General features: G+C 41.8%; 18 protein-coding genes and 4 tRNA genes. 16 read left to right on the top strand and 6 right to left on the bottom strand.

Translation table 11 applies throughout. From position 1 onward, the window contains the following. Positions 1–8: 8 nt before the first annotated feature. Positions 9–1649, bottom strand: coding sequence for an anthranilate synthase component 1 (locus K358_RS0106560; protein ID WP_027696068.1), 1641 nt, complete (start codon positions 1647–1649; stop codon positions 9–11). Between the two features lie 524 nt (positions 1650–2173). Here K358_RS0106560 and rnm point away from each other — a divergent pair. The 3 genes from rnm (at position 2174) to rluB (ending at position 4984) form a co-directional block, all read left to right on the top strand. Then, positions 2174–3040 (top strand): RNase RNM, encoded by an 867-nt coding sequence (gene rnm / locus K358_RS0106550; protein WP_027696066.1) that lies wholly within the window; start codon positions 2174–2176, stop codon positions 3038–3040. Between the two features lie 86 nt (positions 3041–3126). Then, the gene (locus tag K358_RS0106545) at positions 3127–3747 is read left to right on the top strand and encodes an L-threonylcarbamoyladenylate synthase (protein ID WP_027696065.1); all 621 of its coding nucleotides are present in this window, start codon (positions 3127–3129) and stop codon (positions 3745–3747) included. Positions 3748–3973: 226 nt separating this feature from the next. Then, positions 3974–4984, top strand: coding sequence for a 23S rRNA pseudouridine(2605) synthase RluB (gene rluB, locus K358_RS0106540; RefSeq protein ID WP_027696064.1), 1011 nt, complete (start codon positions 3974–3976; stop codon positions 4982–4984). Positions 4985–5235: 251 nt separating this feature from the next. On the opposite strand, the gene K358_RS0106535 is transcribed toward rluB, so the two are convergent. The 3 genes from K358_RS0106535 to K358_RS0106525 all read right to left on the bottom strand — a co-directional run bounded on the left by K358_RS0106535 (position 5236) and on the right by K358_RS0106525 (position 8856). After that, positions 5236–5556: an HI1450 family dsDNA-mimic protein gene (locus K358_RS0106535; RefSeq protein WP_027696063.1), complete on the bottom strand. Its 321-nt coding sequence runs from the start codon at positions 5554–5556 to the stop codon at positions 5236–5238. A gap of 80 nt (positions 5557–5636) precedes the next feature. Beyond that, entirely contained in the window at positions 5637–6206 is a 570-nt protein-coding gene (gene efpL, locus K358_RS0106530; RefSeq protein ID WP_027696062.1) for an elongation factor P-like protein EfpL, read from the bottom strand. Positions 6207–6450: 244 nt separating this feature from the next. Next, complete coding sequence (locus K358_RS0106525; protein WP_226981023.1) at positions 6451–8856, bottom strand: DNA polymerase II; 2406 nt, start codon at positions 8854–8856, stop codon at positions 6451–6453. Positions 8857–9230: 374 nt separating this feature from the next. Between K358_RS0106525 and uvrY the strand changes: the two genes are divergently transcribed. From uvrY to K358_RS0106460, 12 genes are all read left to right on the top strand, one after another. After that, complete coding sequence (gene uvrY, locus K358_RS0106520) at positions 9231–9875, top strand: UvrY/SirA/GacA family response regulator transcription factor (RefSeq protein ID WP_027696060.1); 645 nt, start codon at positions 9231–9233, stop codon at positions 9873–9875. Then, positions 9875–11722 carry an excinuclease ABC subunit UvrC gene (gene uvrC, locus K358_RS0106515; RefSeq protein WP_027696059.1) on the top strand — a complete coding sequence of 616 codons (1848 nt, stop codon included), beginning with the start codon at positions 9875–9877 and terminating at the stop codon, positions 11720–11722. Before uvrY ends, uvrC begins: the two co-directional genes overlap by 1 nt. Before the next feature lie 45 nt (positions 11723–11767). Further along, positions 11768–12325, top strand: coding sequence for a CDP-diacylglycerol--glycerol-3-phosphate 3-phosphatidyltransferase (gene pgsA / locus K358_RS0106510; RefSeq protein ID WP_027696058.1), 558 nt, complete (start codon positions 11768–11770; stop codon positions 12323–12325). A gap of 301 nt (positions 12326–12626) precedes the next feature. Next, positions 12627–12700 (top strand) — tRNA-Cys (locus K358_RS0106505). 24 nt (positions 12701–12724) lie between these two features. After that, positions 12725–12800: transfer RNA gene (locus K358_RS0106500), tRNA-Gly, on the top strand. A gap of 81 nt (positions 12801–12881) precedes the next feature. Continuing rightward, positions 12882–12968 (top strand) — tRNA-Leu (locus K358_RS0106495). Between the two features lie 30 nt (positions 12969–12998). Further along, positions 12999–13074, top strand: a tRNA-Gly gene (locus K358_RS0106490). A gap of 544 nt (positions 13075–13618) precedes the next feature. Then, positions 13619–15430 (top strand): AMP-dependent synthetase/ligase, encoded by a 1812-nt coding sequence (locus K358_RS0106480; protein ID WP_027696057.1) that lies wholly within the window; start codon positions 13619–13621, stop codon positions 15428–15430. A 709-nt stretch (positions 15431–16139) separates the two neighbouring features. Further along, positions 16140–19058, top strand: a complete 2919-nt coding sequence (locus K358_RS0106475; protein ID WP_027696056.1) for a pyridoxal phosphate-dependent class III aminotransferase — start codon at positions 16140–16142, stop codon at positions 19056–19058. A 218-nt stretch (positions 19059–19276) separates the two neighbouring features. Further along, complete coding sequence (locus K358_RS0106470; protein ID WP_027696055.1) at positions 19277–20521, top strand: carboxynorspermidine synthase; 1245 nt, start codon at positions 19277–19279, stop codon at positions 20519–20521. A gap of 165 nt (positions 20522–20686) precedes the next feature. After that, a complete protein-coding gene (nspC, locus tag K358_RS0106465) occupies positions 20687–21832 on the top strand; it encodes a carboxynorspermidine decarboxylase (protein WP_027696054.1) in 1146 nt (381 codons plus the stop codon). 139 nt (positions 21833–21971) lie between these two features. Continuing rightward, positions 21972–22307, top strand: coding sequence for a hypothetical protein (locus K358_RS0106460; RefSeq protein WP_027696053.1), 336 nt, complete (start codon positions 21972–21974; stop codon positions 22305–22307). Between the two features lie 74 nt (positions 22308–22381). On the opposite strand, the gene K358_RS0106455 is transcribed toward K358_RS0106460, so the two are convergent. Together K358_RS0106455 and K358_RS0106450 are read right to left on the bottom strand one after the other, a co-directional pair. After that, positions 22382–23335 (bottom strand): bile acid:sodium symporter family protein, encoded by a 954-nt coding sequence (locus tag K358_RS0106455; RefSeq protein ID WP_027696052.1) that lies wholly within the window; start codon positions 23333–23335, stop codon positions 22382–22384. A gap of 62 nt (positions 23336–23397) precedes the next feature. Then, positions 23398–23937, bottom strand: coding sequence for a glycine cleavage system transcriptional repressor (locus K358_RS0106450; protein ID WP_027696051.1), 540 nt, complete (start codon positions 23935–23937; stop codon positions 23398–23400). A gap of 136 nt (positions 23938–24073) precedes the next feature. On the opposite strand from K358_RS0106450, the gene K358_RS0106445 reads away from it, so the two are divergent. Beyond that, a complete protein-coding gene (locus K358_RS0106445) occupies positions 24074–25276 on the top strand; it encodes a CinA family nicotinamide mononucleotide deamidase-related protein (RefSeq protein WP_027696050.1) in 1203 nt (400 codons plus the stop codon). The last annotated feature ends 110 nt before the right edge of the window (positions 25277–25386 follow it).

Genomic DNA, 25386 nt, shown 5'->3' with positions numbered 1-25386 from the left:
TGATCACCTTAACCTTGTGGATTACGAGTTGAGTTAGCTTGATGTGCGAGTTGAATAGCGCTAATACAGGCTTGTGCTTTGCCGCGAGTTTCATCAGCTTCCGATTGTGGGTCTGAATCAAATACCACTCCAGCACCGGCTTGTACATGTGCTACGCCGTTTTCAACATAAGCGGAGCGAATCACGATACAAGTATCAAGGTCACCTTCACCGGTTAAGTAGCCAACCGCGCCGCCATAAGTGCCGCGTCGTTGTTGCTCTACATCTCGAATTAATTGCATGGCGCGAATTTTCGGTGCGCCAGTTAATGTGCCCATATTCATACAAGCTTGATAGGCGTGCAGAGCATCAAGGTCGCAACGCAATTCACCCACTACGCGTGATACTAAGTGCATGACATGGCTATAACGGTCGACTTTCAGTAAATCGGCTACGTGACGAGAGCCTGCGGTGGCGATCCTTGCGACATCATTTCGAGCGAGATCGACCAACATCATGTGTTCAGCATTTTCTTTTTTATCGTTACGCAGTTCTAATTCGATACGACTATCAAGATCAAAGTTGATTGAACCATCGGCATTTTTCCCACGACGACGGGTACCTGCAATTGGGTAGATTTCGATTTGCTCATTATCTGCATCGTATTTCAATGCGCTTTCTGGTGATGCACCAAATAAAGTAAATAGCTCATCTTTCATGTAGAACATGTATGGACTTGGGTTACTTTGTTTTAAAGCTTTATAGGCGGCAAGCGGAGAAGGGCAAGGTAGTGAAAAACGGCGTGATGGCACGACTTGGAAAATATCCCCTTTAACCACAAATTCTTTTAAGTCACGAACGATTTGGCAAAAGTCTTCATCAGAAATATTGGTTTCCACTGACATGTCCGCCACTTCCGTTGCTTGTGGGAGCGGGGCAACATCAGTGCAATGTTCTGCGATGGTGTCTAAACGCTGTTGAAGCTCAGCTTTAATACTGTTGGTACTATTAAAGGCGGTCGCTTGCACACTGCAGTGTTGGGTTTGGTGATCGAAAATCATCAAAGTTTCTGCTACGTAGAAAACATAATCAGGGCAGTTATCAATGGATTTAGCATCACCTAGATCTTCAAAATTAGCGACGAGATCATAAGCAAATGAACCACCAATAAAGATAGCCAGTTTTTTATTAGCACCGAGTGAATCAGGCAGTTGCAGTAAATCAAAGCTGTGTTGAACGACACGTAGAGCATCAAAGCTAGAAGATTGACGCAAGCGAGAGTCTTCATCAATCGCGTCGTTAGGTGCATCGAAAGAAAGAGTTAAGGCTTTGTCGGTTGCTTGAGTGAGCACGCCACTGGTTAAGTTCGCTTTAACCGCTTGCAGTAAGTTTTGACCATTTAAGCTTTTTGCAGCCATGATTACTTGATGACCGCGACATTCAATACGTACTGCTGCATCAATAAGAAGTAGGCTTTTTAGATTTGCTTTTGAGCTGATTTCGGCACTTTCTAGCAATAAACTGTTTTGGGTTTCAAGGGCGTTATCGTTAACACATAAAGCATGAAAAACTTGCGTTGGGTCTTCGAGATAAGGGGTGTCCACTTGAAACACGTCAATTGGGTGTTTGTGGTTGATCTTATCTTGATGAATCTTTGCGGCCTTATTCATAAGACTTCCTTTAATCTTTTATTAAAATTCCGTTTGCTTTCACAAGTTTATTTCGACTTATCGCGCGTTCACTGTATAAACTTTTTTTACCATATTTTGTTATTTATCCACGAGTTATTTGCAAGATTTGTGGACTGGGTTAAGAGAAAGCAATGTGATTGTTTATAAAGCATTCAATTGAAAATAGACAATAAAAAACCCGCATCTGGGCGGGCGAAGTAGCTTAATCAATTGATAAGTTATGATTAGTCTTTTTCCTTCGCCATGATGACATGTGCCAAATTCGCCAACCATTGAAATGAAGGTTTGAAGCAATCGAAGAAGCGCCCTCAGATAAATCACGAGAATGAGCTACAGTAGGATTTAGAATAATGTTATTATCTTGTAACACATTGCTTGTCATAGTCGCCTCCGCTTTATCTTGTTGGGTTATCCCTTAAGTTCTTGTGTACTAGTAAACTAGTTCATTGGTTTTGAGTCAAGCTTTTTTATTTAATAATCTCAATGTAAGGCCATTTATTTTCATGAGAATCGATCTACACAGCCACACGACATGCTCTGATGGACGGTTAAGTCCACAGCAACTACTCGATCGTGCGGTTGAAATGAACTTAGATGTTTTAGCTATCACTGATCACGATAGTGTCGATGCGATTGCGATGGCACAAGATTATATTGCTGAGCAGTCTCTACCTTTGCATTTGATCACGGGTATTGAGCTTTCTACGGTATGGCAGAATAAAGATATTCATATTGTTGGTTTGGATATTGATATTCAACATCCTGCATTACAGCAATTAATTGAATCGCAAAAGCAACGACGCATTGAACGAGCCGAATTAATGGCTGCTCGCTTGGCAAAACACACTAGGGAAGGGGTGTTAGAAGAAGTTCAGGCGATTGCCAATGGCGCATCAATTACCCGTTCTCATTTTGCCAAATGGTTAGTTGAAAATGGTTATGCGAAAACCATGCAGCAAGTGTTTAAGAAATATTTAACGCGGAATAATCCGGGCTATGTTCCACCGGTATGGTGCAGCATTGAAGAGGCGGTTTCAGCAATACATGCCGCTGGAGGTGTTGCGGTTTTAGCGCATCCAGGCCGTTATCAATTGACAGCTAAATGGTTGAAGCGTTTAATTGCAGCATTCGTGGCTGCTGGTGGTGATGCGATGGAAGTCGCCCAACCTCAGCAAGCTCAACAAGAAAGAAGAACATTAGCCGACTACGCGATTGAAAATGGCTTACTTGCCTCGCAAGGATCTGATTTTCATTATCCATCACCATGGACAGAGCTTGGTCGTAATTTATGGTTACCGTCTGGTGTTGAACCAGTCTGGAAAGATTGGCAGCAGATTGCACACTTAGAGTTTGGGGCTGACTCAGCCTAACAACTGTGAGTGAATCTGACGCAGCCAATATGATTAAGTCAACAGTATCAGTGTAGGCCTAATCTTTATCTCAATTAGGAGTATCAATGAGCCAGTTTTTTTATCTACACCCAGAAAACCCACAAGCTCGTTTGATTAATCAAGCGGTTGCGATCATTCGCAATGGTGGGGTAATTGTTTATCCTACGGATTCTGGTTATGCATTAGGTTGTCAGCTTGAAAATAAAACCGCTTTAGAGCGTATTTGCCGTATTCGTAAAATCGATGACAAGCATAACTTTACTTTGTTATGTCGCGACCTTTCTGAGTTATCACTTTATGCACGTATCGATAATACCGCCTTCCGCCTTTTGAAAAATAACACTCCGGGCGCGTATACCTTTATCTTTAAAGGAACCAAAGAAGTACCACGTCGTTTAATGAACGCGAAGCGTAAAACGATTGGTATTCGTGTTCCAGATAATAAAATTGCGCTGGATTTACTAGAGGCATTAGGTGAGCCATTAATGTCGACTACCCTGATTTTACCGGGTAATGACTACGCCGAGTCTGATCCAGAAGATATCCGCGACAAATTAGAGCATTCGGTTGATTTGATCATGAACGGTGGTTTCTTAGGTGAACAGCCAACGACCGTGGTTGATTTTAGCGATGATGAGATGGTCATTGTGCGCCGTGGTGCAGGCGATCCAACGCCATTTGAATAAAGTCCATTTGCTCTATTTTATTTATAAAGAAAGCCCTACATTTAATTGTGGGGCTTTGTTGTTTAAACATTCAGGTATTAAGCAAACTAGTGTATACTTTGTTGCCTTTTCTTAATCTTATGATAGTTAAAGAAAAGAAACTAATTTTAATTTGTTGTTTTATAAAGTTTATTTTTAAATTAAGCAATGAAGACGGCTGTGAAGTCGACGAATAATAGGTATATAAATGAGCGAAAAGTTACAGAAGATTTTAGCCCGTGCAGGCAACGGCTCTCGTCGTGAATTAGAAGCGATGATTCAAGCTGGCCGTGTGAGCATTAATGGACAAGTGGCCAAACTAGGCGACCGATTGGAAGATGACAACGCCATCGTTCGTATTGACGGCCATAAAGTGTCAGTAAAAGATTCTGAAGAAGTGATTTGCCGAGTTCTTGCTTACAACAAGCCCGAAGGGGAGCTATGTACTCGCCATGATCCAGAAGGTCGTCGTACGGTATTTGATCGCTTACCAAAAATTAAAGGTTCTCGTTGGGTTTCGGTTGGCCGTCTTGATGCCAACACCGGTGGCTTATTGCTATTTACAACCGATGGTGAACTAGCCAACCGACTAATGCACCCAAGCCGTCAGGTGGAACGTGAGTACTTAGTACGTGTGTTTGGTGAAGTAAACGAAGAGATGGTTCGTAACGTTACTAGTGGTGTTGAACTTGAAGACGGCATGGCTCGTTTTGAAGATGTTGTCTACGCTGGTGGTGAAGGCATGAACCATACTTTCTACGTGATGATCACTGAAGGTCGTAATCGTGAGGTTCGTCGCTTGTGGGAATCTCAAGGCGTAACCGTTAGCCGTCTGAAACGTGTTCGCTATGGTGATATTTTCTTAGAGAAAGCATTACCACGTGGTGGCTGGGTAGAGCTTGAGCTTAAAGACGTGAACTACTTGCGTGAAATGGTTGATCTTAAACCTGAAAAAGAAACACTGATTGACCCTGATAAGCATTCTCGTAAACGTGAGCGTTCTCGTGGTCAGAAGATCCGCCGCGCAGTGAAGCGTCACGAAGAGCGTTCAACAGCGCCAAAAGGTCGTGGCCGCAATGCTTCTCGCGGTAATGTCGCGACCAAAGGCACAACAACCAATAAAGTGAACAATGGTGAAGCAGTAGGCGGTCGTCAAGGTAAGCAGACGAATCGTCGCAAGCCATCATCTACCGCTGGTAAGCCAAGAACTCGTCAATAATACCAATCGCACTAATTATCTGCTCATTATTGCTTGTGAAAAGCCTCGATAACTGCGTTATAAATTTTGATTGTAGAACAACTACTTATCGAAAATTTATGCCTTGTTCTCAAGGCTTTTTCCTTCGCAATTTCTGATCACCTAATTAATTTGATTGGTATAATTGAAATACTGATTACGGATACTAAAAGGGCCCATCAAATTACTTGATGGGCCCTTTTTTTGGTTATGCGCTTATGGAAATGGGAGTATTAATCCCTTTTCCACAAAATATGGCAAAACTTATTGTCAGGGTCGCGGCTAATTAGCATGCGAGCAAACACATCATCCAAAGCATCATCGGCCTCATTGACCAATCCTACTTTTACTTCCGCGTAAGTCTCTTTATCAACCTCAAAGCCAACGTGTTGAGCCCAGTCATCACCTGTTTCGACTACTTCAGCTGCGCCACGCTCTTCAAATTGCATCGTGAATAAGATGACATCTGCCGCTTCTAGGTTGTCTGGTGCCATTTCTAAAAAAATGTCATAGCCGACTTCGATTACGTCATCGTAAGAGATTAAATCTGTCATTATTGCCTTAAATATACTTGATTGGTGTGTTTATAAAAGCGAGTAATCTATCGTAAGTGATCGCTTTTATTTTTTAGTGCTTAGTCAGCACGGCCCATGAACTTACGTTCAGCGGTGTTAACCTTAATTTTGTCGCCACTTGAAATGTATTCAGGTACTTGAACAACAAGGCCAGTCGATAGTGTTGCAGGTTTAGTACGAGCACTTGCTGATGCGCCTTTAATCGAAGGTGATGTCTCGACGATTTCTAGTTCAACACTTGAAGGAAGCTCAACCGCTACAGGCTTATCGTTTACGATCACAACGCTTAAACCTTGAGTATCTTCGTTAAAGAATAAGGCTTCGTCTTCAATTGTTTCTTTATTGAAGTGATAAGGCGTGTAGTCTTCATTATCCATGAACACATACTCATCACCATCAATGTACGAGAACATTACGCTGTGACGGCTAAAGTCAGCCAGAGTTAGAATCTCATCAGCTTTGAAGCTTTCATCTGATTTAGCACCAGTTGCTACATCGTACATACGCATACGGTACAGACTTGCACCTGCACGGCCACTTGGCGTTAATTTACTGATCTCACGTACAGAGAATACACGACCGTTTAGTTCTACAACGGCATTTTTTTTAATATCACTAGCTTTAGGCATGATTTTTCCTGAGTTAAATCTAAGAAGCACAGAGGCTCTTGTGTTTGAAAGTATGTTTGAGCGAGAAAATATCACGATCTTAATCTAATACCAAAAATAATTATTAGTTTAGCTTATACCCAAAGTAATTGGGGTTGCAGTGAGGCGACAAGTGAATGAAGCTCCATGAGTTTAGCTTGTCTAAATGATTGGGGTGAATGAGCGTCGTCAACAAAGCTGGAGCTTCAAGTACGAAGGGTGCATATTAAAATAGACCAATTTGTGGTGCTATAATTGATTCAAAGTCTAAGCCGATAAAAGGCAAAATCGCATCGGCAACCGGTTTAATCTGTTTATCAATATAGTGTTGATAGTCGATAGGGCTTTCTAAATAATCTTTAGGCTCTGGGCCATTGAGCGTAAACAGATATTCTATTCTCCCTTTATTTTGATACTGCAAAGGACGTCCTCGGCGTGCATTCTTTTCGTCGGCTAAACGCGCCGCTCTGACTTGTGGTGGAATATTTTTCTGATATTCACTGAGTTTTCGACGTAGGCGCTTTTGGTAGACAAGATCACAGTCATAAACTCCATTTTGCGTATCTTCAACATATTGGCGAATAAAGGCTTGCGGGTCTTCGTCATGGAAGATCATCGAATACAGTTTGTGTTGGAAGTGATGTGACAGTGGTGTCCAGTCAGTGCGAGCACTTTCTAATCCTTTGAACACCATCTTTTCTTTTCCATCGGTATTGATAAGACCGCAATAGCGTTTTTTCGAACCGGTTTCAGATCCGCGAATGGTAGGCATTAAAAATCGTTGATAATGGGTTTCGTACTCAAGCTCTAGTGCCGATTGCAGGTTAAATTCTTCGTTAATATGTTGCTGCCACCACAAGTTAATTTCTTTAATCAGTTTTTGGCCAATTTGATCGGCTTGTTGCTGGTTGTGGGGCTCAATTAAAGAGACAAACAAAGAGTCAGTATCGCCATAAATTACTTGGTAACCTTTTTCTTCGATTAATACTCGGGTTTGCTTCATGATCTCATGGCCACGCATGGTAATAGAAGAGGCCAGCCGAGTATCAAAGAAACGACAACCAGAAGAGCCGAGTACGCCGTAAAATGAATTCATGATGATCTTAATGGCTTGCGAAAAGGCCGCTTCATTATTTTTCTTGGCGACATCTCGCGCCGCCCACAATGCTTCAATCATGTTAGGTAAAAAGTGTTTGCTACGGTGAAATTGCCCACCGCGAAATCCGGCGACGGCTTGATTATCTTCTTGGCCTATTTCAAGTTTTAATCCTTCAACTAGCCCCATAGGATCAATCAGAAAGGTACGAATAATTGAAGGGTAGAGTGACTTGAAATCGAGTACTAGTACAGAATGGTAGAGTCCGGGATCGGAATCCATCACGTAACCACCAGGACTTGCGAACCAGTTTTCAGAGTGAAGATTTGGCGCGATATAACCGGCGCGATGCAATTGTGGTAAATACAAATTGGTAAAGGCGGCAACTGAACCACCAATACGATCGAGCTCTACACCGGTTAATCGTGAGCGTTCAATAGCAAATTGCAGTAAATGAGTTTGCTCAAAAATGCGCGTGACTAGACGGCAATCTTGCAGGTTATAAGTGGCAAGAGAAATTTTATCTTCGCGGAATTGGCGATTGATTTCATCCATACGATTAAACGGATCATGGATGATTTTTCCTTCCCCGAGTAGGCTTTGAGCCACAGATTCTAACGCCCACGAATTAAAGTGATAGGTCGCGGTTTTTAAGGTGTCGATGCCATCTAAAACCACCCGGCCCGGAATAGAAACAAAACCTTGCTGAGTATTATTGGATTGTCTGAAATACAACTTTTGTTGCGCTCGGCCTAGTTTCAGCGGCAGTTTATGCCATTCTGCTCGCTTGGCTAATAATCGACAGTCAAAATCAATCACATTCCACCCAATGATGATATCGGGATCAAATTGTTCAAACCAATCGACTAAGGCGGTTAAGAGGGTATATTCGTTTTCTACCCACTGAATGTTAATTTCTGCGTCATACTTTTGTGGCGAACCAATCATGATGACTCGACTATCCATTTTTGAATCGAGACCAACCGAATACAAGATGCCTTTTTCTGAACATTCGAGATCTAAAGAAACCACTGTGAGATTAGGCTGGTAGAATACCGATTTACAGCGAGCTTGTGTGACTTTCTTATAATGCTTCTGCTGTGAAAACTGACCGGTAAATTGAATGCCTCCGCGGATAAATCGTTCCATTAAGTAGCGGTCAGTCAGGCGGATATCATCTTCAAAGCAGTCGATATTCGATTGAGCTAAAATGTTTTTAGCTTGGTTGGCTAATTGAATATTGTCAAAGTAACAAGCACAAACCGGTTGCTGGCTAAAAGTTTTGAGTGCAACTGGTTGAATTTCAAAGGGGATATGTTGCTGTTTTAATACATTACTAACGGTCTGTTGGTGTTCTTGTAAAACGAAAAACACACTACGCTCGGCGGCAATTAATAATTGGGTTGGTCCGTTATCGGTCGCGACCCAAAGTTCAATTTGCGTCTGGGAGCCAGAATGGTGTAAATCACGAGCTTGTCGTGTCAGCACAAAGCCTTGGTCGATATTGGAGGTATTGATGTCTGATGAACCATTCAAGTGAAAATATATCCAGAGTTGTTTAAGGGGAATATGATAACAAACTGATTGATAATGATGCGAGTTTTCAACCAATCTCGATTGAAAGTTTAGGTATATACTCAAAGTGGTAAAATAAAATTTCTATTCCGACCTTGCATTCTTAATCAAACCATTAATAATGCATCTGTAATTACTTGATTTTATAAAGCTTACTAGATGTAGGTTTATACAACCTACTCACATAGATGATTATATTTATTGTGGGTTGGTCACAAAACAGTACGGATTCTGATATTAGCACTCATTTTGTGGCGGCAAATAAGTTAGAATGTAGTGACTAACGATTAATAATCTCGTTAGTTTAGCGATAATCCAAGTGTGGAGATACAAGAGTGATAAATGTTTTCCTTGTAGATGATCACGAACTGGTTCGCACAGGGATTCGACGTATAATTGAAGACGTCCGTGGAATGAAAGTAGTAGGGGAAGCTGACAGTGGTGAGAATTCTGTAAAATGGTGCCGTGCTAATCACGCGGACGTTATTTTGATGGATATGAATATGCCAGGTATTGGCGGCCTTGAAGCCACCAAGAAAATTTTACGTTTTAATCCTGATATTAAAATCATTGTTCTAACAATACATACTGAAAATCCATTTCCAACCAAAGTCATGCAAGCAGGTGCTGCTGGTTATCTAACTAAAGGTGCTGCGCCAGATGAAATGGTCAATGCGATTAGAATGGTCAACAGCGGTCAGCGTTATATTTCACCTGAAATCGCGCAACAGATGGCATTGAGTCAATTTTCAGCACCTTCAGATAATCCATTTAAAGAGCTATCTGAACGTGAGCTACAGATCATGATGATGATCACCAAAGGACAAAAAGTAACGGATATATCCGAGCAGCTTAATCTTAGCCCTAAGACAGTAAATAGCTATCGCTACCGCCTGTTTAGCAAGCTTGATATTAGTGGTGACGTAGAGTTAACCCATCTCGCAATCCGTTATGGCATGATAAATACAGAGACTCTGTAGTGCCAAATTCGTTTGATCCTGCTTCTTTTCTATCGACAGTTTCTGAACAGTCTGGCGTTTATCGTATGTATAACGCCGAGGCTGACGTTATTTATGTTGGTAAGGCAAAAAATCTATTCAAACGTCTTTCCAGTTACTTTCGTAAGAATCTAGATAACGAAAAAACCAAGGCTCTAGTTAGTCATATTGCCAAAATTGATGTCACGGTGACGCACACCGAAACCGAAGCCTTAATTTTAGAGCACAACTACATCAAGCAATATCTTCCTAAATACAATGTGCTATTAAGGGATGATAAATCTTACCCCTATATTTTAATTACCAAACACAAGCATCCTCGTCTTGCCTATCATCGTGGCGCAAAGAAAAGGAAAGGGGAGTATTTCGGCCCTTATCCTGATGCAGGGGCAGTACGAGAAACGCTTCATCTATTACAAAAAATCATCCCGGTTCGCCAATGTGAAGACAGCATTTATGCCAATCGCACTAGGCCATGTTTGATGTATCAAATTGAACGCTGTTCAGGCCCGTGTGTTAAAGGTCTGATTAGTGATGAAGAATATGCGGAAAGTGTCAACTATGTTCGGTTATTCTTACAAGGCAAAGATGACCTGGTGTTGAATGCTTTAATTCAAAGAATGGACGAGGCAAGCCAAGCGTTAGCGTTTGAAAAAGCGGCTAAGTATCGCGATCAAATTCAAGCGATACGTCGTGTGCAAGAGCAACAATCAGTATCCAATGACAGCGCAGAAGATATGGATGTGATTGGCTTTGCCAAAGAAAATGGCCTAGCTTGCGTTCATATTTTAATGATCAGGCAAGGTAAAGTGCTGGGTAGCCGCAGTCACTTTCCTAAAATTCCTAATAATACCGATGACCACGAAGTATTTTCGAGCTTCTTGAATCAGTATTATTTAAGTCATAATGAAGCGTCGACTATTCCAAATCGCATTACTTATAACGTTGATCTATTCGATGATGAAAGCCCATTACAAGCCGCATTAACCGAAATTGCTGGCCGTAAAGTTACATTCCATGTCAGCCCTAGAGGGATCCGAGGTCGTTACCTTAATTTGGCCAACACCAATGCTCGCAGTGCGTTAACGTCGAAGATTAGTCATAAAATGACTGTGAATCAGCGAGTTAAAGAGTTAGAAGCTGAGTTTGGTATGGAACGTATTGAGCGCATGGAATGTTTCGATATCAGTCATACCATGGGTGAAAGCACTATCGCTTCTTGTGTGGTTTTTAACCGTGAAGGTCCGGTTAAACAAGAGTACCGTCGCTACAATATTGACGGTATCACGGGCGGTGATGATTATGCCGCGATGGGGCAGGTATTAGAGCGTCGTTATTCTAAACAACAATATACTGATGAAATATATGCCGAAAAGATACCGGATGTGATTTTTATTGACGGTGGTAAGGGACAACTTAACCGTGCTTATGAGATAATCCAAAAACATTGGCAAGACTGGCCGAAAAAACCAGAACTAATTGGTATCGCCAAAGGTGTCACCAGAAAGCCCGGTTTAGAAACGTTAATTAAAGTTACCGGTGAAGAGTTCAATTTGCCGAGTGACGCACCAGCATTGCATTTGATTCAGCATATTCGTGATGAAAGCCATAATCATGCGATCAGTGGTCACCGTGCGAAAAGAGCCAAGACCCGAAGAACCAGTACTTTAGAAGGTATTGAAGGCGTAGGCCCGAAACGCCGCCAAGCTTTACTGAAATATATGGGTGGTATACAAGAATTAAAACGAGCAACTGTAGAAGAAATAGCCAAAGTTCCTGGGATCAGCAAATCTTTGGCAGAAATCATCCATGAAGCATTGAAACCCTAGACGTTTTAACGCAACATTAAGCCGCACTCTCCAAGAGACGTAATTATGCGATTTACAATACCAAATATTTTAACTTTACTTCGACTTGCGTTAATCCCTGTTTTCGTTGCCGTTTTCTATCTGCCTTATTCATGGTCGCCTTTTGCAGCTGCCATAATATTTTGGATTGCAGGGGTTACCGATTGGCTTGATGGGGTGCTAGCAAGAAAATTAGGTCAAACGTCTCGTTTTGGTGCTTTTTTAGATCCTGTTGCCGATAAAGTAATGGTTGCCGCAGCACTCATTTTAATTACAGAACATTATCACTCTATTTGGATTACCATTCCGGCAGCGACTATGATAGCTCGTGAAATTATTATTTCAGCCTTACGTGAGTGGATGGCCGAAATTGGCAAGCGTGCGAGCGTTGCGGTTTCTTGGATTGGCAAATGGAAGACACTGTCACAAATGTTTGCCTTGTGGGTACTGATCTGGCGTTATGATGATTGGATGGTATGGCTAGGTTATATTACTTTATACATAGCAACCGCTCTGACATATTGGTCGATGTATCAATACTTGAAAGCCGCCAAAGGAGATCTACTGGCTAGTGAAAGTGATTAATTAAGTCAATTGAAAGCTGAATTACCAGAGCCCTGCATATTCTTCATTATAAAAAAGATTATGTAGGGCTTTTTGCTTCTAGCTTCTAATAGCTAAGAGATTTTTTCTCAGTTTTCTGTCAGAAATATCGACAAAATTAGACGTTAAAATGTGCGATATAACGGTTTTTGACTGCAAAATAGACAAACGATTTAAAAATCGAAAAATAGTGTTGACGTGCTTGGCTTAATCCGTAAAATGCCATCCCGTACTCAAGAGGAACGCAACGTAATTCGAAAGAGTTAAGTTCTTCGCAAGGTAAGGCGCCTTGGCAGAGTGGCTATGCAGCGGATTGCAAATCCGTGGACCTCGGTTCGACTCCGGGAGGCGCCTCCATAATCTTGCTTAAATTGAGACAAAGCGACACTAGCTCAGCTGGTAGAGCGCAACCTTGCCAAGGTTGAGGTCACGAGTTCGAACCTCGTGTGTCGCTCCAAATTTTGCGATATTGAATGAACGTTCAGTGTCAGATGGTGTTCTAACTTTTCAGTTAAGGCATCGCAATAAAGAATTGCGTGCCCTGGTGGTGGAATTGGTAGACACAAGGGATTTAAAATCCCTCGGCGTTCGCGCTGTGCCGGTTCAAGTCCGGCCCGGGGCACCATCTATTAAAGTCTACATTTATGTAGCAAATGCGACACTAGCTCAGCTGGTAGAGCGCAACCTTGCCAAGGTTGAGGTCACGAGTTCGAACCTCGTGTGTCGCTCCAAATAAGAAAGCCCCGCTCAGAAATGCTCGGGGCTTTTTTACATCTATAAGTTTACTAATTTCGAGGTTCGGGACCTTTGAATGACGCCAGTTCAATTGGTAAGGCGTAACCTTGCCAAGGTTGAGGTCACGCCTAGTCCATAAAAGCAGGGAACCTCGTGTGTCGCTCCAAATAAGAAAGCCCTGATCAGAAATGATTGGGGCTTTTTTACATCTATAAGTTTACTAATTTCGAGATCTTTGAATGACGCCAGTTCAATTGGTAGGGCGTAACCTTGCCAAGGCTGAGGTCACGCCTAGTCCATAAAAGCAGGGAACCTCGTGTGTCGCACCCAATTAAGAAAGCCCTGATCAGAAATGATTGGGGCTTTTTTGGGTTGGCGGTATTTAAAGTTGTCACTCATAAAGCCTATCCTTTGTATTAGTTTATTATGAATATTTTTCTTATTTGTACCCTTTGAGCTTACAACTGTTTCGTTTTTTTCCTGTTATAGGGTAATATTGCGCCAAATCGAAACGCCTGTACGCTCAACTGGAATCTATTTATGTCTCTTGATGCTTATCATCTTATCCGTTTGTTTAAACACCAAGCTCAGCAACGCGCAGATCAAATTGCGTTGGAAGGCTTTGAAATTGAGGCTCCATGGAACCTTGTTACTTGGCAGAAGCTTGAAGAACAAACCGATAAACTGGCAAAAGTGTTAATTAAGCTTGGTGTTTCAATCCAAGATAAATGTGCCATTCTTTCGCAAAACTGCCCGCAGTGGACGTGTGCCGATTTAGCTAGTTTAAAGGCTAGGGCGGTGATTGTTCCTATCTACCCAACCAGTACACTCGAACAAGCGCAATTTATTTTAAATGATGCTGAAGCTAAAGTGTTGTTCGTTAATGATGCTCAGCAGTATCAAATGGCGTGTGAATTGCAAGATGCCTTACCTAATATTGAATCAGTGATTGTGTTTGATAGTTCGGTAAAGTTGAAAGTACGCCCAAATCATTGGCATCTTGATGAGTTATTGGCGGAAACGTATCAAGTAGAGCAATCACAACATCAAGAGCTAGCGATTCGAGTTGAACAAGCTCTGCTCGATGATTTAGTCACGCTTATTTATACCTCGGGTACTACTGGCGATCCGAAAGGAGTGATGCTGGACTACCGTAATTTTGCTTCTACGATCTCTCAACATGATGAAGTACTAGGCTTTACGGAAGGTGACACTTCTCTTGCGTTTTTACCCTTGAGCCATGTATTTGAGCGCAGCTGGTCATTTTATGTTTTAGCTCGTGGTGGTAAGAACGTTTACTTGCAAGATACCAACCGTGTTAAGCAAGCGATCAGCGCGACCAAGCCTAATACTCTGTGCGTAGTCCCAAGATTTCTAGAAAAAGTGTATAGCGCAATTCAAGAACAAGTAACTAAAGGCAGCAAGGCTAAACAGCTGATCTTTGCCTGGGCGATGAAGGTAGGTAAGAAGCAATTTGAAGCTAGCCAAGGCCGTCGTGCATCAAGTGTTTTTCTTGAGTGGCAAAATACACTAGCGACCAAATTAGTCTTTAGTAAGTTGCAAAATGCGCTTGGTGGACGTTTGAAATTTATGCCTTGTGGCGGCGCAGCATTAGATGCAGACGTGGCCGGCTTTTTTCATGCGATTAATGTTCCAGTGTTATGTGGCTATGGTATGACGGAAACCACCGCAACGGTGACCTGTAATACTATTGCGAACCGCGTGACGGGATCGAATGGACAGCCGTTAAGCCAAACAGAAGTGAAGCTCGGAAAAGATAACGAAATCTTGATCCGTGGTGACATTGTCATGAAAGGTTATTACAACCGCCCTGAAGATACCGCAGAAACCTTTGAAGATGGTTGGCTAAAAACCGGTGATGCTGGGCAGTTTGATGAAGATGGTAACTTGTATATTACTGATCGCATCAAAGAGTTAATGAAAACCTCGAATGGCAAATATATCGCGCCTCAGCGAGTAGAAGGAAAAGTGGGCAGCTGTTCTTTCATTGAGCAAGTGGCGATTGTGGCCGATGCGAAAAACTACGTTACTGCCTTGATTGTTCCGGCGTTTGAATCATTGGATGCTTGGGCAAAAGAAAAGGGCATTCATTATGAATCACCGATAGAGCTATTAAAGCATAGTCATGTGGTTGAACATTTTGAACAACGTTTAAAGCATCTTCAAAAAGAATTGGCAGGCTTTGAAAAAATCAAAAAATTCACCTTGTTGCCAAAAGAGTTCTCGATTGAAGACGGCTTGATAACGCCAACCTTGAAGTTACGTCGTAAAAAGATTTACGAAAAATACAAAAAAGAAATTCAAGCTATGTATAAGGTTAAAAAGTCGTAAATAGTGGCTAATCAAGTACTTTTAAGATAGAACGGAAATATGAAACGAGGGGAGAATAATTAAATTTATTCTCCCCTTTATTATGTGTGATAAAAATCGTTTGCGTTGAAAATAATTTCTATGTTATTTTCCGCCACAATCTCAAGGTTATCGTTAATTCTAACGATAGATTTACCTTAGGGGGATACGCGTAAGGACATTCAAGCTGATTGTGCCATTACGTATGAGTAGGTACTGTTAACATCGAGTTAATCAGTAGACGGGAACCGATGCGAAAGACATCCGCATTGTTATAGGAAGCCCAACTTTGAATACATTAATCCAGATTTTAAAAATCAGCTTCACTCATCTTAATCGTTCAATTGTGGCCTTTTTGCGCACGATGAAGCGATCTCATATTACAAGTTTAAACTCTTACACTTGTACTCCGCTAAGCCGACGAAGTTCAAATATAACGGAACCTTGAGTTCTATTCGCTAACCTCTGATTTGCTTTTTGCATTTCTCGCCTATTGTTTGCAAATTTATTTGTAGGCAAGGGCTGTGTTTGGTGTCTTCAATTTGAATTAATGACTTATTTTCATTGAAGTCGGTTTGGCTGGTAATTCAGTCAGTATTTAATATCAATACTCTTCATATTTGAAATTGCAGCGTTGATGATCACGTCTGTAGCTCAAACTTCTGAGTAAATACCGTTTAAGGGTTTATCAATGACCACTGCTTTTGATTTTGAGCTTAACCAAGCCCAAATGCCATTCACCACCAATATTCCTTATGTTGATGGTGTGTACGATCTTGCCCTTGATCAAGTGTTACTGGATCAAGAACAGCATGAATCAGCGGTTCGTTCTTATCCACGTCGTTTACCTATCGCAATTAAACGTGCTTATGGCGCTTTAGTTGAAGATACCCGTGGCCAGTTGTTTTTAGATTGCCTAGCAGGCGCGGGAACCTTGGTGCTGGGTTATAACCACCCAGAAATCAACCAAGCATTAAAAGAGCAGCTTGATACGGGACTGCCTTACCAAACTTTAGATATTACGACGCCCGCAAAAGATCGTTTTATTAAGCAGGTGAAATCATTCCTACCTGAGAATTTTGCCGAAAACTCAGTGATTCAGTTTTGTGGTCCATCAGGAGCCGATGCAGTAGAAGCGGCAATTAAACTGGCTAAGCAGACGACTGGTCGTAACACCATGATTGCCTTCCGTGGTGCTTATCATGGTATGACCAATGGCACCATGGGAATGATGGGGAATCTAGGTACTAAAGCGCGTCGTACTGGCTTAATGTCTGACGTGCACTTTATGCCGTTTCCATATAGCCTACGCTGCCCGTTTGGTATGGGTGGCGATGAAGGTGCTAAGCAAAATATTCGTTATATCGAACGTATGCTAAATGATGATGAAAGCGGTATTCAAAAGCCTGCTGCAATTATTGTTGAGCCAGTTCAAGGCGAGGGCGGAGTGATTCCTGCACCTGCGTTTTGGTTACGCGAATTACGTCGTATTACTCAAGAGCATGGCATCTTATTGATCTTTGATGAAATCCAATGCGGCGTGGGTAAAACTGGTCATAACTTTGCTTTTGAAGAGTCAGGCATTTCACCAGATATTCTTTGTTTATCAAAAGCGATTGGTGGCGGTTTACCAATGTCTATTTTGGTATTCAATAAAGAAATTGATACTTGGAATCCAGGTGAACACACTGGTACTTTCCGTGGCAACCAATTAGCAATGGTCTCTGGCGCGAAAGCATTGGAAATCATTCAACGTGATAACTTAGTTGAGCATGCCAAAGTGGCGGGGCAGTACTTACGTGCTGGACTAGAAAAAATTCAACAAGAAGTCGGCTGTATTGCGGAAGTTCGTGGTAAAGGTTTGATGCTTGGCGCAGAAGTAGTGCAACCAAGTGGCGAGTTGAATAAGTTTGGTGAGCCTGTATCAGCGCCAGAATTAACGCTTAAGATCCAACGCGCAGCATTAGAGCGTGGTTTGATGATTGAAAAAGGTGGTCGTGATGGTTCGGTATTACGTTTCTTACCGCCAGTAATCATCAGCTTTGAGCAAATTGATTTCGCTTTGAAAACGCTTAAAGAAGCCATCATTGCCGCTGGTGGTGGTATTGATCCAACTAAAGAAAAAGCGAATCATCAAGATTGGCAGCAACACTTTATTCAGACAGGTGCGCATGGTGCGGATAGTTTTGAAAAAGCCATGAATCAAACCACTCAAGCAATGAAAGCAGTATTTGAAGCGGTAGATAAGCCATATTCAGGCATTGAACCTCAGCTGTTAAAAGCGCAAATCGAAGCGGTTAATCTTGATTCTAGTAACAGTGATTTGCAGCAGGTAATTAACAGCACAACAAACTTGGTGGCGAAGAACTCGATTTTTGTTCAACATCCAAGTTGTATTGCTCACCTGCATACTCCGCCATTAGTACCAGCGATTGCAGCGGAAGCCATGATTGCTTCTTTAAATCAGTCTATGGATTCATGGGATCAAGCATCAGCAGCCACTTATGTGGAGCAACGAGTAGTGGATTGGTTATGTGACCGTTACAACATGGGGGATAACGCGGATGGCGTATTTACCAGTGGTGGCACGCAAAGTAATCAAATGGGCTTATTGTTAGCTCGTGATTGGATTGCCGATAAGTTAAGTCAGCATTCGATTCAAAAGTTAGGTTTACCAGACTATGCCGATAAATTACGTATCATATGTTCGAAGAAATCTCACTTCACAGTACAAAAAACAGCGTCATTAATGGGCTTAGGTGAAGCCGCGGTTGTTTGTGTGGATACTCATAACGACGGCACGATTAACACCGATGCGATGGCCGACACCTTAAACCAATTAAAAGCAGAAGGCTTAATTCCATTTGCGATGGTCGGCACTGCCGGTACGACCGATCACGGCGCGATTGATGATTTAAACACCTTAGCCGACTTAGCATTAGCTCATGATATGTGGCTGCATGTTGATGGTGCTTATGGTGGCGCGTTAATTCTAAGTAGTCATAAAAACCGTTTAGCGGGTATTGAGCGAGCTCAATCAATCAGTGTTGATTTCCATAAGTTGTTCTATCAACCAATTAGCTGTGGCGCAGTGTTGGTGAAAGATAAGGCCAACTTTAAGTACTTGCTGCATCACGCGGACTACCTAAACCGTGAAACCGATGAACTGCCAAACCTAGTCGATAAATCAATGGCAACCACACGTCGCTTTGATGCTTTGAAAGTATTCATGACAATGCAAAGTGTCGGTACTAAAGCGCTAGGTGAAATGTACGATCACTTGATCGATCAAACCCATGAAGTGGCGCAATTGGTTGCAAATAATGCCGCATTTGAACTTCTGGCTCCGCCAGCACTTTCAACGGTATTAATGCGTTACAGCAATGCTAACTTGAACGAGCAAGCGTTAAATGACTTAAATCGTCAAATTCGCATCGAAGCTTTGGTTCGTGGTGTGGCTGTATTAGGTGAAACCACTGTCGATGGTAAAGCAGCGCTGAAATTCACGATTTTAAATCCATGCTTAACTCTGAATGATTTCGAAGCATTACTAAATGATGTGACAGAGTTGGCTCAAGTACTTACAGCGGAAAATGCATTAACTCATTAATTTATGTTCTGGGCAGTATTCAGACCAATCTGCCCATTCTTATACTTATTTTTAATAGTTCTACTAGAACGAAAGTAATTGATTAACCCTTAATAAGGAAGTTGATTGAAAGATATCTATTTTATGGTTTGACGCTGGTGGTGCTCAAGGTATGAGGTAGGTGGATTTCGTTAACTTCAAATAGTTTTATAACTCCTAAGAAGGAAGGTGACTTAAAGATGTCTATTTTACAAATTGGCGCAGGTGGTGTTGGTTGGGTAGTGGCGCATAAAGCGGCTCAAAACAATGATGTACTAGGTGATATTACGTTAGCGTCTCGTACGATTGCGAAATGTGAAAAAATCATCGAGTCGATCAAAGGTAAAAACAACCTTAAAGACCCATCGAAGAAATTAGAAGCACGATTTGTAGACGCCGATGATGTGGCATCTTTAGTAGCGCTCATCAATGAAGTTAAACCTGATTTGGTTATTAACGCCGGTCCTCCGTGGGTGAACGTGACTATTATGGAAGCGTGTTACCAGGCGAAAGTGTCTTATCTAGATACTTCAGTAGCGGTGGATTTATGTAGTGAAGGTCAGCAAGTACCAGAAGCTTACGATCCACAGTGGGCGTTCCGTGAAAAATTCGCTGAAGCGGGTATCACAGGTATTCTAGGAGCAGGTTTTGATCCGGGCGTAGTGAGTGTGTTTGCCGCTTACGCGGTTAAGCACCTATTTGATGAAATCGATACCATTGATGTCATGGATGTTAACGCCGGCGATCATGGTAAAAAGTTTGCCACTAACTTTGACCCTGAAACCAACATGCTTGAAATTCAAGGTGATTCTTTCTATTGGGAAGAGGGCAGCTGGAAACAAGTACCATGTCATACACGTATGCTTGAGTTTGATTTCCCAAATTGTGGTGAGTTTAAAGTGTACTCAATGGCGCATGATGAAGTTCGTTCAATGCAGGAATTCATTCCCGCAAAACGTATCGAATTCTGGATGGGCTTTGGCGATACTTACTTAAACTACTTCAACTGCATGAAAGACATTGGCCTATTAAGCCCAGATCCAATTACCCTGCAAGATGGCACGGTAGTTGAACCGCTGAAAGTGCTGAAAGCATTATTGCCAGATCCAACATCACTCGCACCGGGCTACACAGGTAAAACGTGTATTGGTACTTGGGTGCAAGGCACAAAAGATGGTAAAGCGCGCAGCGTATTTATTTATAATAACGCTGATCATGAAGTGGCTTACCAAGATGTTGAACATCAAGCGATTGCCTACACCACTGGTGTTCCAGCAATTACCGCTGCTCTGCAATACTTTAAAGGTAGCTGGAATGAAGCAGGCGTGTTCAATATGGAACAACTTGACCCAGATGGCTTCCTAGAAACAATGCCAAGCATCGGTCTTGATTGGCATGTTCAAGAGTTAGAACCGGGTCAGCCGAAGATTAATATTCTAAAGTAAAGCCGTATCTCGTTGCTCGTGTTTCGTTACTCGAGTAAAGCTGGCAGACTCAATTAATAACAACAGCCATAGCATTCGTTATGGCTGTTTTATATCTTTTTCGAGAAGCATCGCGCTCTAGATACGAGAAACGCAGTGCTCGAAAATCGTTATATGGAATTACCTATGCCTAACAACCTCCCAACCCCTTACTTCATGATCAATGAAGACAAACTTATCCATAATCTTGAAATTGCGAAGCGCTTAAAAGAGCTAAGTGGTGTAAAGCTAGTATTGGCGCTGAAGTGTTTTTCAACTTGGGGCGTGTTTGACATCATCAAACCGTATCTTGATGGCACAACCAGTAGTGGGCCTTACGAAGTGATGCTTGGCCACGAAACTTTTGGTGGTGAGAACTCTGGAAAAGAAAATCATGCGTATAGCGTGGGTTACAGTGAAGAAGACGTAAAACAAGTGGTTGGCATTTGTGACAAGATGATCTTCAATTCCTTAAGCCAACTTGATGCGCATCGTCATTTGGTTGAAGGAAAGGCATCGATTGGTGTGCGTTTAAATCCGGGTGTGAGCCGCGCTGGACAAGACTTAGCCGATCCTGCTCGTCAGTTCTCACGTTTAGGAGTACAAGAAGCCCAATTAACCAGTGAGTTGTTTGATGAACTCGATGGCGTCATGTTTCACATGAACTGTGAAAACAAATCAGCCGATGACTTCGTCGAATTACTAAATAGCATTTCAGAACGTTTTGGTGCCTACCTTGATAAGCTTGACTGGGTGAGCCTAGGAGGTGGGGTATTCTTTACTTGGCCAGGTTATGAAGTTGAAAAACTCGCACAAGCGTTGAAATTATTTAGCGAAAAACATGGTGTACAACTTTACCTTGAACCAGGTGAAGCGATTATTACCAAAACAGCTGATTTGGTCGTTACCGTTGTCGATATTGTTGAAAACGGCATGAAAACAGCGATTGTTGATTCAGCCACCGAAGCACATCGTTTAGATACGTTGATCTACAATGAGCCAGCGTCAATTGGCGAAGCCTCTGAAAATGGAGAGCATGAATATGTGATAGGTTCATGTTCATGTTTGGCGGGTGATCAATTCTGCGTTGCTAAATTTGATGAGCCATTAAAAATAGGCCAGCGATTGCATATTCTCGATAGCGCAGGTTATACCATGGTGAAACTCAATTGGTTTAATGGTCTGAAAATGCCAAGTATTTACTGCCAGCGTAGTAATGGTGATATCCAAAAGTTGAACGAATTCGATTATCAAGATTTCAAACGCTCTCTATCTCAGTGGTCGGTTAAATAATCACACAATTAGAAATACTATTTTCAAGCCGTGTTGTTCGCTTAGGTAAGTTTAAACTTAAATGGTCACGCGGCTTTTTGCATTCTACATGGTGGGGCGTTAGAGTGCTGCTACCTGTATTGAAAAGGGATATCGTTTCATGAAAATTATCTATTCCGGTGTTATTGATTCTCACGGTGAAGCTGTTGCTAATCTCTTAAAAGATTTTCTGATAAAGAACCAAGATAAAATTGAACGCCAGCTAATTCCAAATTTAGATTATATCGACCCTAGAGCCCTTAATGATAATGGTATTCAAATTATAGATGTGACTTACTTGGATAAGGCACGTTATTCGCTTGCCTATCAATATGATTGGTTCGTATTTAGCCCTTGTACCAATATCGATTTAACCGGTACTGATAAAAATAAAGTGACGTTTATCGTATTAGATTCTGGTGAGTTAGAGTTTGATCTTTCAGCACTAGGGCATTAATAAAAAAGGACTTCGTTGAAAGTGGCGAAGTCCTTGTTGCCATTGTTAATCAGAATAATCTAAATGGCACTAGATTATGATTTCTCAACTTGAGGCTGTGCGTTGACAGATGAGTCATCTTGAACTGTTTTTCGTGACCAGTACCCAGCCAAGATTGAGCCTGAAATATTGTGCCAAAGCGAGAATAGCGTTCCCGGCATAGCCGCAGCAGGTGTAAAGAACTTCATTGCAAGAGCAGTAGCAAGACCTGAGTTTTGTAAGCCTACTTCAAATGCGATAGTACGCGAAATCGTTTCATTAAAGCCTAATAAACGACACCCCCAATATCCCGCCAATAAGCCAAACCCATTATGTAGAACAACTGCAAGTGCAATGATTGGGCCTATCGCCGCAAATTGAGAAGCATTGAGCGCAATAACGATACCAATAATCATCACAATGGCAGCCATTGAAATTAGGGGAAGTATTGAATCGAGTTTCTTCGTTACATCATGGAAGAATTGGTTAATGAAAATTCCGATTGCCACTGGTAGTAATACAATCTTCACTAGGCTCATCAACATTGCTGCTGCCGGAACATCAACAGCTTGTCCTGCTAAAAGTTCAGATAGGAATGGAGTAAGAAGCACGCCTAGTAATGTTGAAATTGCGGTCATAGATATAGAAAGTGCCACATCCCCTTTGGCTAAATAACACATTACATTGGATGATGTACCACCGGCTACGCTGCCGACTAACACCATACCAACCGTTAGTTCAGGACTAAATCCTAGAACATAACTGATCAGCAAGGCGACAAGAGGCATAACCGTAAATTGTAAAATGATGCCAATCGTAACAGCCAATTTTTGTTTTACGACATTCGCAAAATCACTGGCTTTCAGTGTTAGCCCCATCGACATCATAATCACAACCAATAAAGGCACGATATAAGATTTTAATGGTTGAAAAATAGTTGGCTGCATATAAGCCAAGGTGGATATTAAAATTGCCCATACTGGGAATAATTGAGTAATCGTCCGTAACATTTGGTTCTCCTTTTTATAGAAGTCCAGAATGCCATATTTAACATTTTTGTCACGTTTGAATTTTACTCTTCTTTCGACAACATAGATGTCACATCAATGACTCGAGTACCTTGGGTGATCGCTTCTAGCTCTGCAATTACATCTTTAATATTCGTTTCTTCTGGAATAGTAATACTGAATTGCGATGTAAAGAGATTGGCGCTGATGCCATTTTCGCCTGCGAGAAATAGGCGCTGAGTATCAATGCTTAAAATATTAGCGCGTTCTCTCTCTAAGATGTGAGTCAGTTCTTTAATGATCCCTGCTTGTTCTTGGCTATCGAATCGTAATTCATACACGTCATCCTCTGCGTGTTTATTTTCTTGTGATTGCACAAAGTGAGCTTGTAAACCTGAGGCTTCGTCAAATGCCGTTTGAATCATTTCTAGGCTTGATTCGGGGCACTGAATTTTGATTAATCCTGCAATTTGATCATCAAGGTAATTAATTTTACTAGTAATCCAACTACCGCCATGTTCATGAGTTACGTGAGCAAGGTGCTGTAGTGTTTGCGGGGTGGCGTGGCCAGAAATATTGGCAATAAAGAGTACTTTGTTTGTCATGGAAGCCTCATCATCAGTGAAGTACTTAAGATAATTTTAGTATAGATAAGAGTGATTGATGTAAGAATAAAGTTCTAAAAGCTCAGAAGTTATGTTTCAATCATTTGATTAAAGAAGAGACAAGTAAGGACGAAAAATGGTGAAAGTATCAATGCTCAGCACGGGCGAAGAGGTTTTGCATGGTGATATTGTTGATACCAATGCGTCTTGGTTATCGGAGTTATTTTTTGAGCAAGGGTTTGCGATTCACTACCGCAGTACGGTCGGTGATCAGTTAGAAGAATTAGAAAGCGAAATTACCGCGTTAAGCTTGAAAAGTGATGTAGTAATTGTGAATGGGGGGTTAGGCCCGACAACTGACGATCTTAGCGCATTAGCGGCGGCAAAGGCACTTGGCGTGGAGTTAGAGCTTAATCAAGAGTGGTTAGAGATTATGACTCAGTATTTTGCTCGCCTAGGTCGGCCAATGGCGGCAAGTAACGATAAGCAAGCGATGCTGCCTGTTGGTGCTGAGATGATCAACAACCCGGTTGGTACGGCTTGTGGTTTTAGTATCGAGCTTAATAATGCGGTGGTATTTTTTACTCCTGGTGTGCCGTCTGAATTCAAACGTATGACAACCGATGAAATTTTGCCGCGTTTGAAGCAACGCTTTCCCAATGTTGAAAGGCTGGAATGTAATAAGCTTTATACTTTTGGTCTCGGTGAGTCGGGGATTGCTGACCGTTTGAAATCGGTGAAATTACCTGATGGTTTCAGCCTAGGTTATCGCTCTTATATGCCATTTATTGAAGTGAAAATATTCAGCCCTTATCAAGACCCGAATATCGAACAAGTGATTGAGATAATTAGCGGTGAGTTAGCCGAATTTACGCTGTCAATCAACCAGCCTTTAATTGCTTCGGTTGGCAATTTACTAGAGCAATGCCAAACTCAGATCTCGGCACTAGAGCAAGTGACCGGTGGGGAAGTCGCTCGTAGTTTATCACTTGATGTAAAAGCTCAAGAGAAGTTCGTACAAAGTGTGGTTGATAATAAAGCGCAACCATTATCAGAATTACAAGATGCACTACTGATTGCTGATGAATACCGTCAAGATACCCAATCGGATATTGTGGTTGGTAGTTTCAAAATGGAAGACGAAAGTATCGCTCTGGTTCTAATTTCTGCTGAATATCATTTTGCTCAGCAAGTTTCATTTACGCGAACGTACCCATTGAAGTCGCAACAGATATTATTGTCTACTCTGATGCTAGATATGGTGAGAAGGTACTTGCAACAAACCAGCATGTTATCAACGTTAAGCCATTTTGAACGTTTGGCTTTTATTGAAGAGTAACCTTTGGTGATAAAGCCATCAAATGAGATTGGTTTTCAATTGCATGACATTCACATGACAAATGTGAGATCAATATTAAATATTGTGCGCGCATATTTAACAAAAGGTGC

The organism is Vibrio litoralis DSM 17657, from assembly GCF_000426765.1.
Classification (GTDB): Bacteria; Pseudomonadota; Gammaproteobacteria; order Enterobacterales; family Vibrionaceae; genus Vibrio; species Vibrio litoralis.
This window is presented reverse-complemented; position numbering and strand designations above follow the sequence as displayed.

What these genes read in the sequence shown, in the direction of transcription:
- K358_RS0106470 (WP_027696055.1), top strand. Translation starts at nt 19,277, where the DNA reads ATGTCTATTTTACAAATTGGCGCAGGTGGTGTTGGTTGGGTAGTGGCG.
- K358_RS0106445 (WP_027696050.1), top strand. Translation starts at nt 24,074, where the DNA reads ATGGTGAAAGTATCAATGCTCAGCACGGGCGAAGAGGTTTTGCATGGT.
- K358_RS0106545 (WP_027696065.1), top strand. Translation starts at nt 3,127, where the DNA reads ATGAGCCAGTTTTTTTATCTACACCCAGAAAACCCACAAGCTCGTTTG.
- K358_RS0106480 (WP_027696057.1), top strand. Translation starts at nt 13,619, where the DNA reads ATGTCTCTTGATGCTTATCATCTTATCCGTTTGTTTAAACACCAAGCT.
- K358_RS0106535 (WP_027696063.1), bottom strand. Translation starts at nt 5,556, where the DNA reads ATGACAGATTTAATCTCTTACGATGACGTAATCGAAGTCGGCTATGAC.
- K358_RS0106460 (WP_027696053.1), top strand. Translation starts at nt 21,972, where the DNA reads ATGAAAATTATCTATTCCGGTGTTATTGATTCTCACGGTGAAGCTGTT.
- K358_RS0106450 (WP_027696051.1), bottom strand. Translation starts at nt 23,937, where the DNA reads ATGACAAACAAAGTACTCTTTATTGCCAATATTTCTGGCCACGCCACC.
- rnm (WP_027696066.1), top strand. Translation starts at nt 2,174, where the DNA reads ATGAGAATCGATCTACACAGCCACACGACATGCTCTGATGGACGGTTA.
- K358_RS0106560 (WP_027696068.1), bottom strand. Translation starts at nt 1,649, where the DNA reads ATGAATAAGGCCGCAAAGATTCATCAAGATAAGATCAACCACAAACAC.
- K358_RS0106475 (WP_027696056.1), top strand. Translation starts at nt 16,140, where the DNA reads ATGACCACTGCTTTTGATTTTGAGCTTAACCAAGCCCAAATGCCATTC.
- efpL (WP_027696062.1), bottom strand. Translation starts at nt 6,206, where the DNA reads ATGCCTAAAGCTAGTGATATTAAAAAAAATGCCGTTGTAGAACTAAAC.
- pgsA (WP_027696058.1), top strand. Translation starts at nt 11,768, where the DNA reads ATGCGATTTACAATACCAAATATTTTAACTTTACTTCGACTTGCGTTA.
- nspC (WP_027696054.1), top strand. Translation starts at nt 20,687, where the DNA reads ATGCCTAACAACCTCCCAACCCCTTACTTCATGATCAATGAAGACAAA.
- K358_RS0106455 (WP_027696052.1), bottom strand. Translation starts at nt 23,335, where the DNA reads ATGTTACGGACGATTACTCAATTATTCCCAGTATGGGCAATTTTAATA.
- rluB (WP_027696064.1), top strand. Translation starts at nt 3,974, where the DNA reads ATGAGCGAAAAGTTACAGAAGATTTTAGCCCGTGCAGGCAACGGCTCT.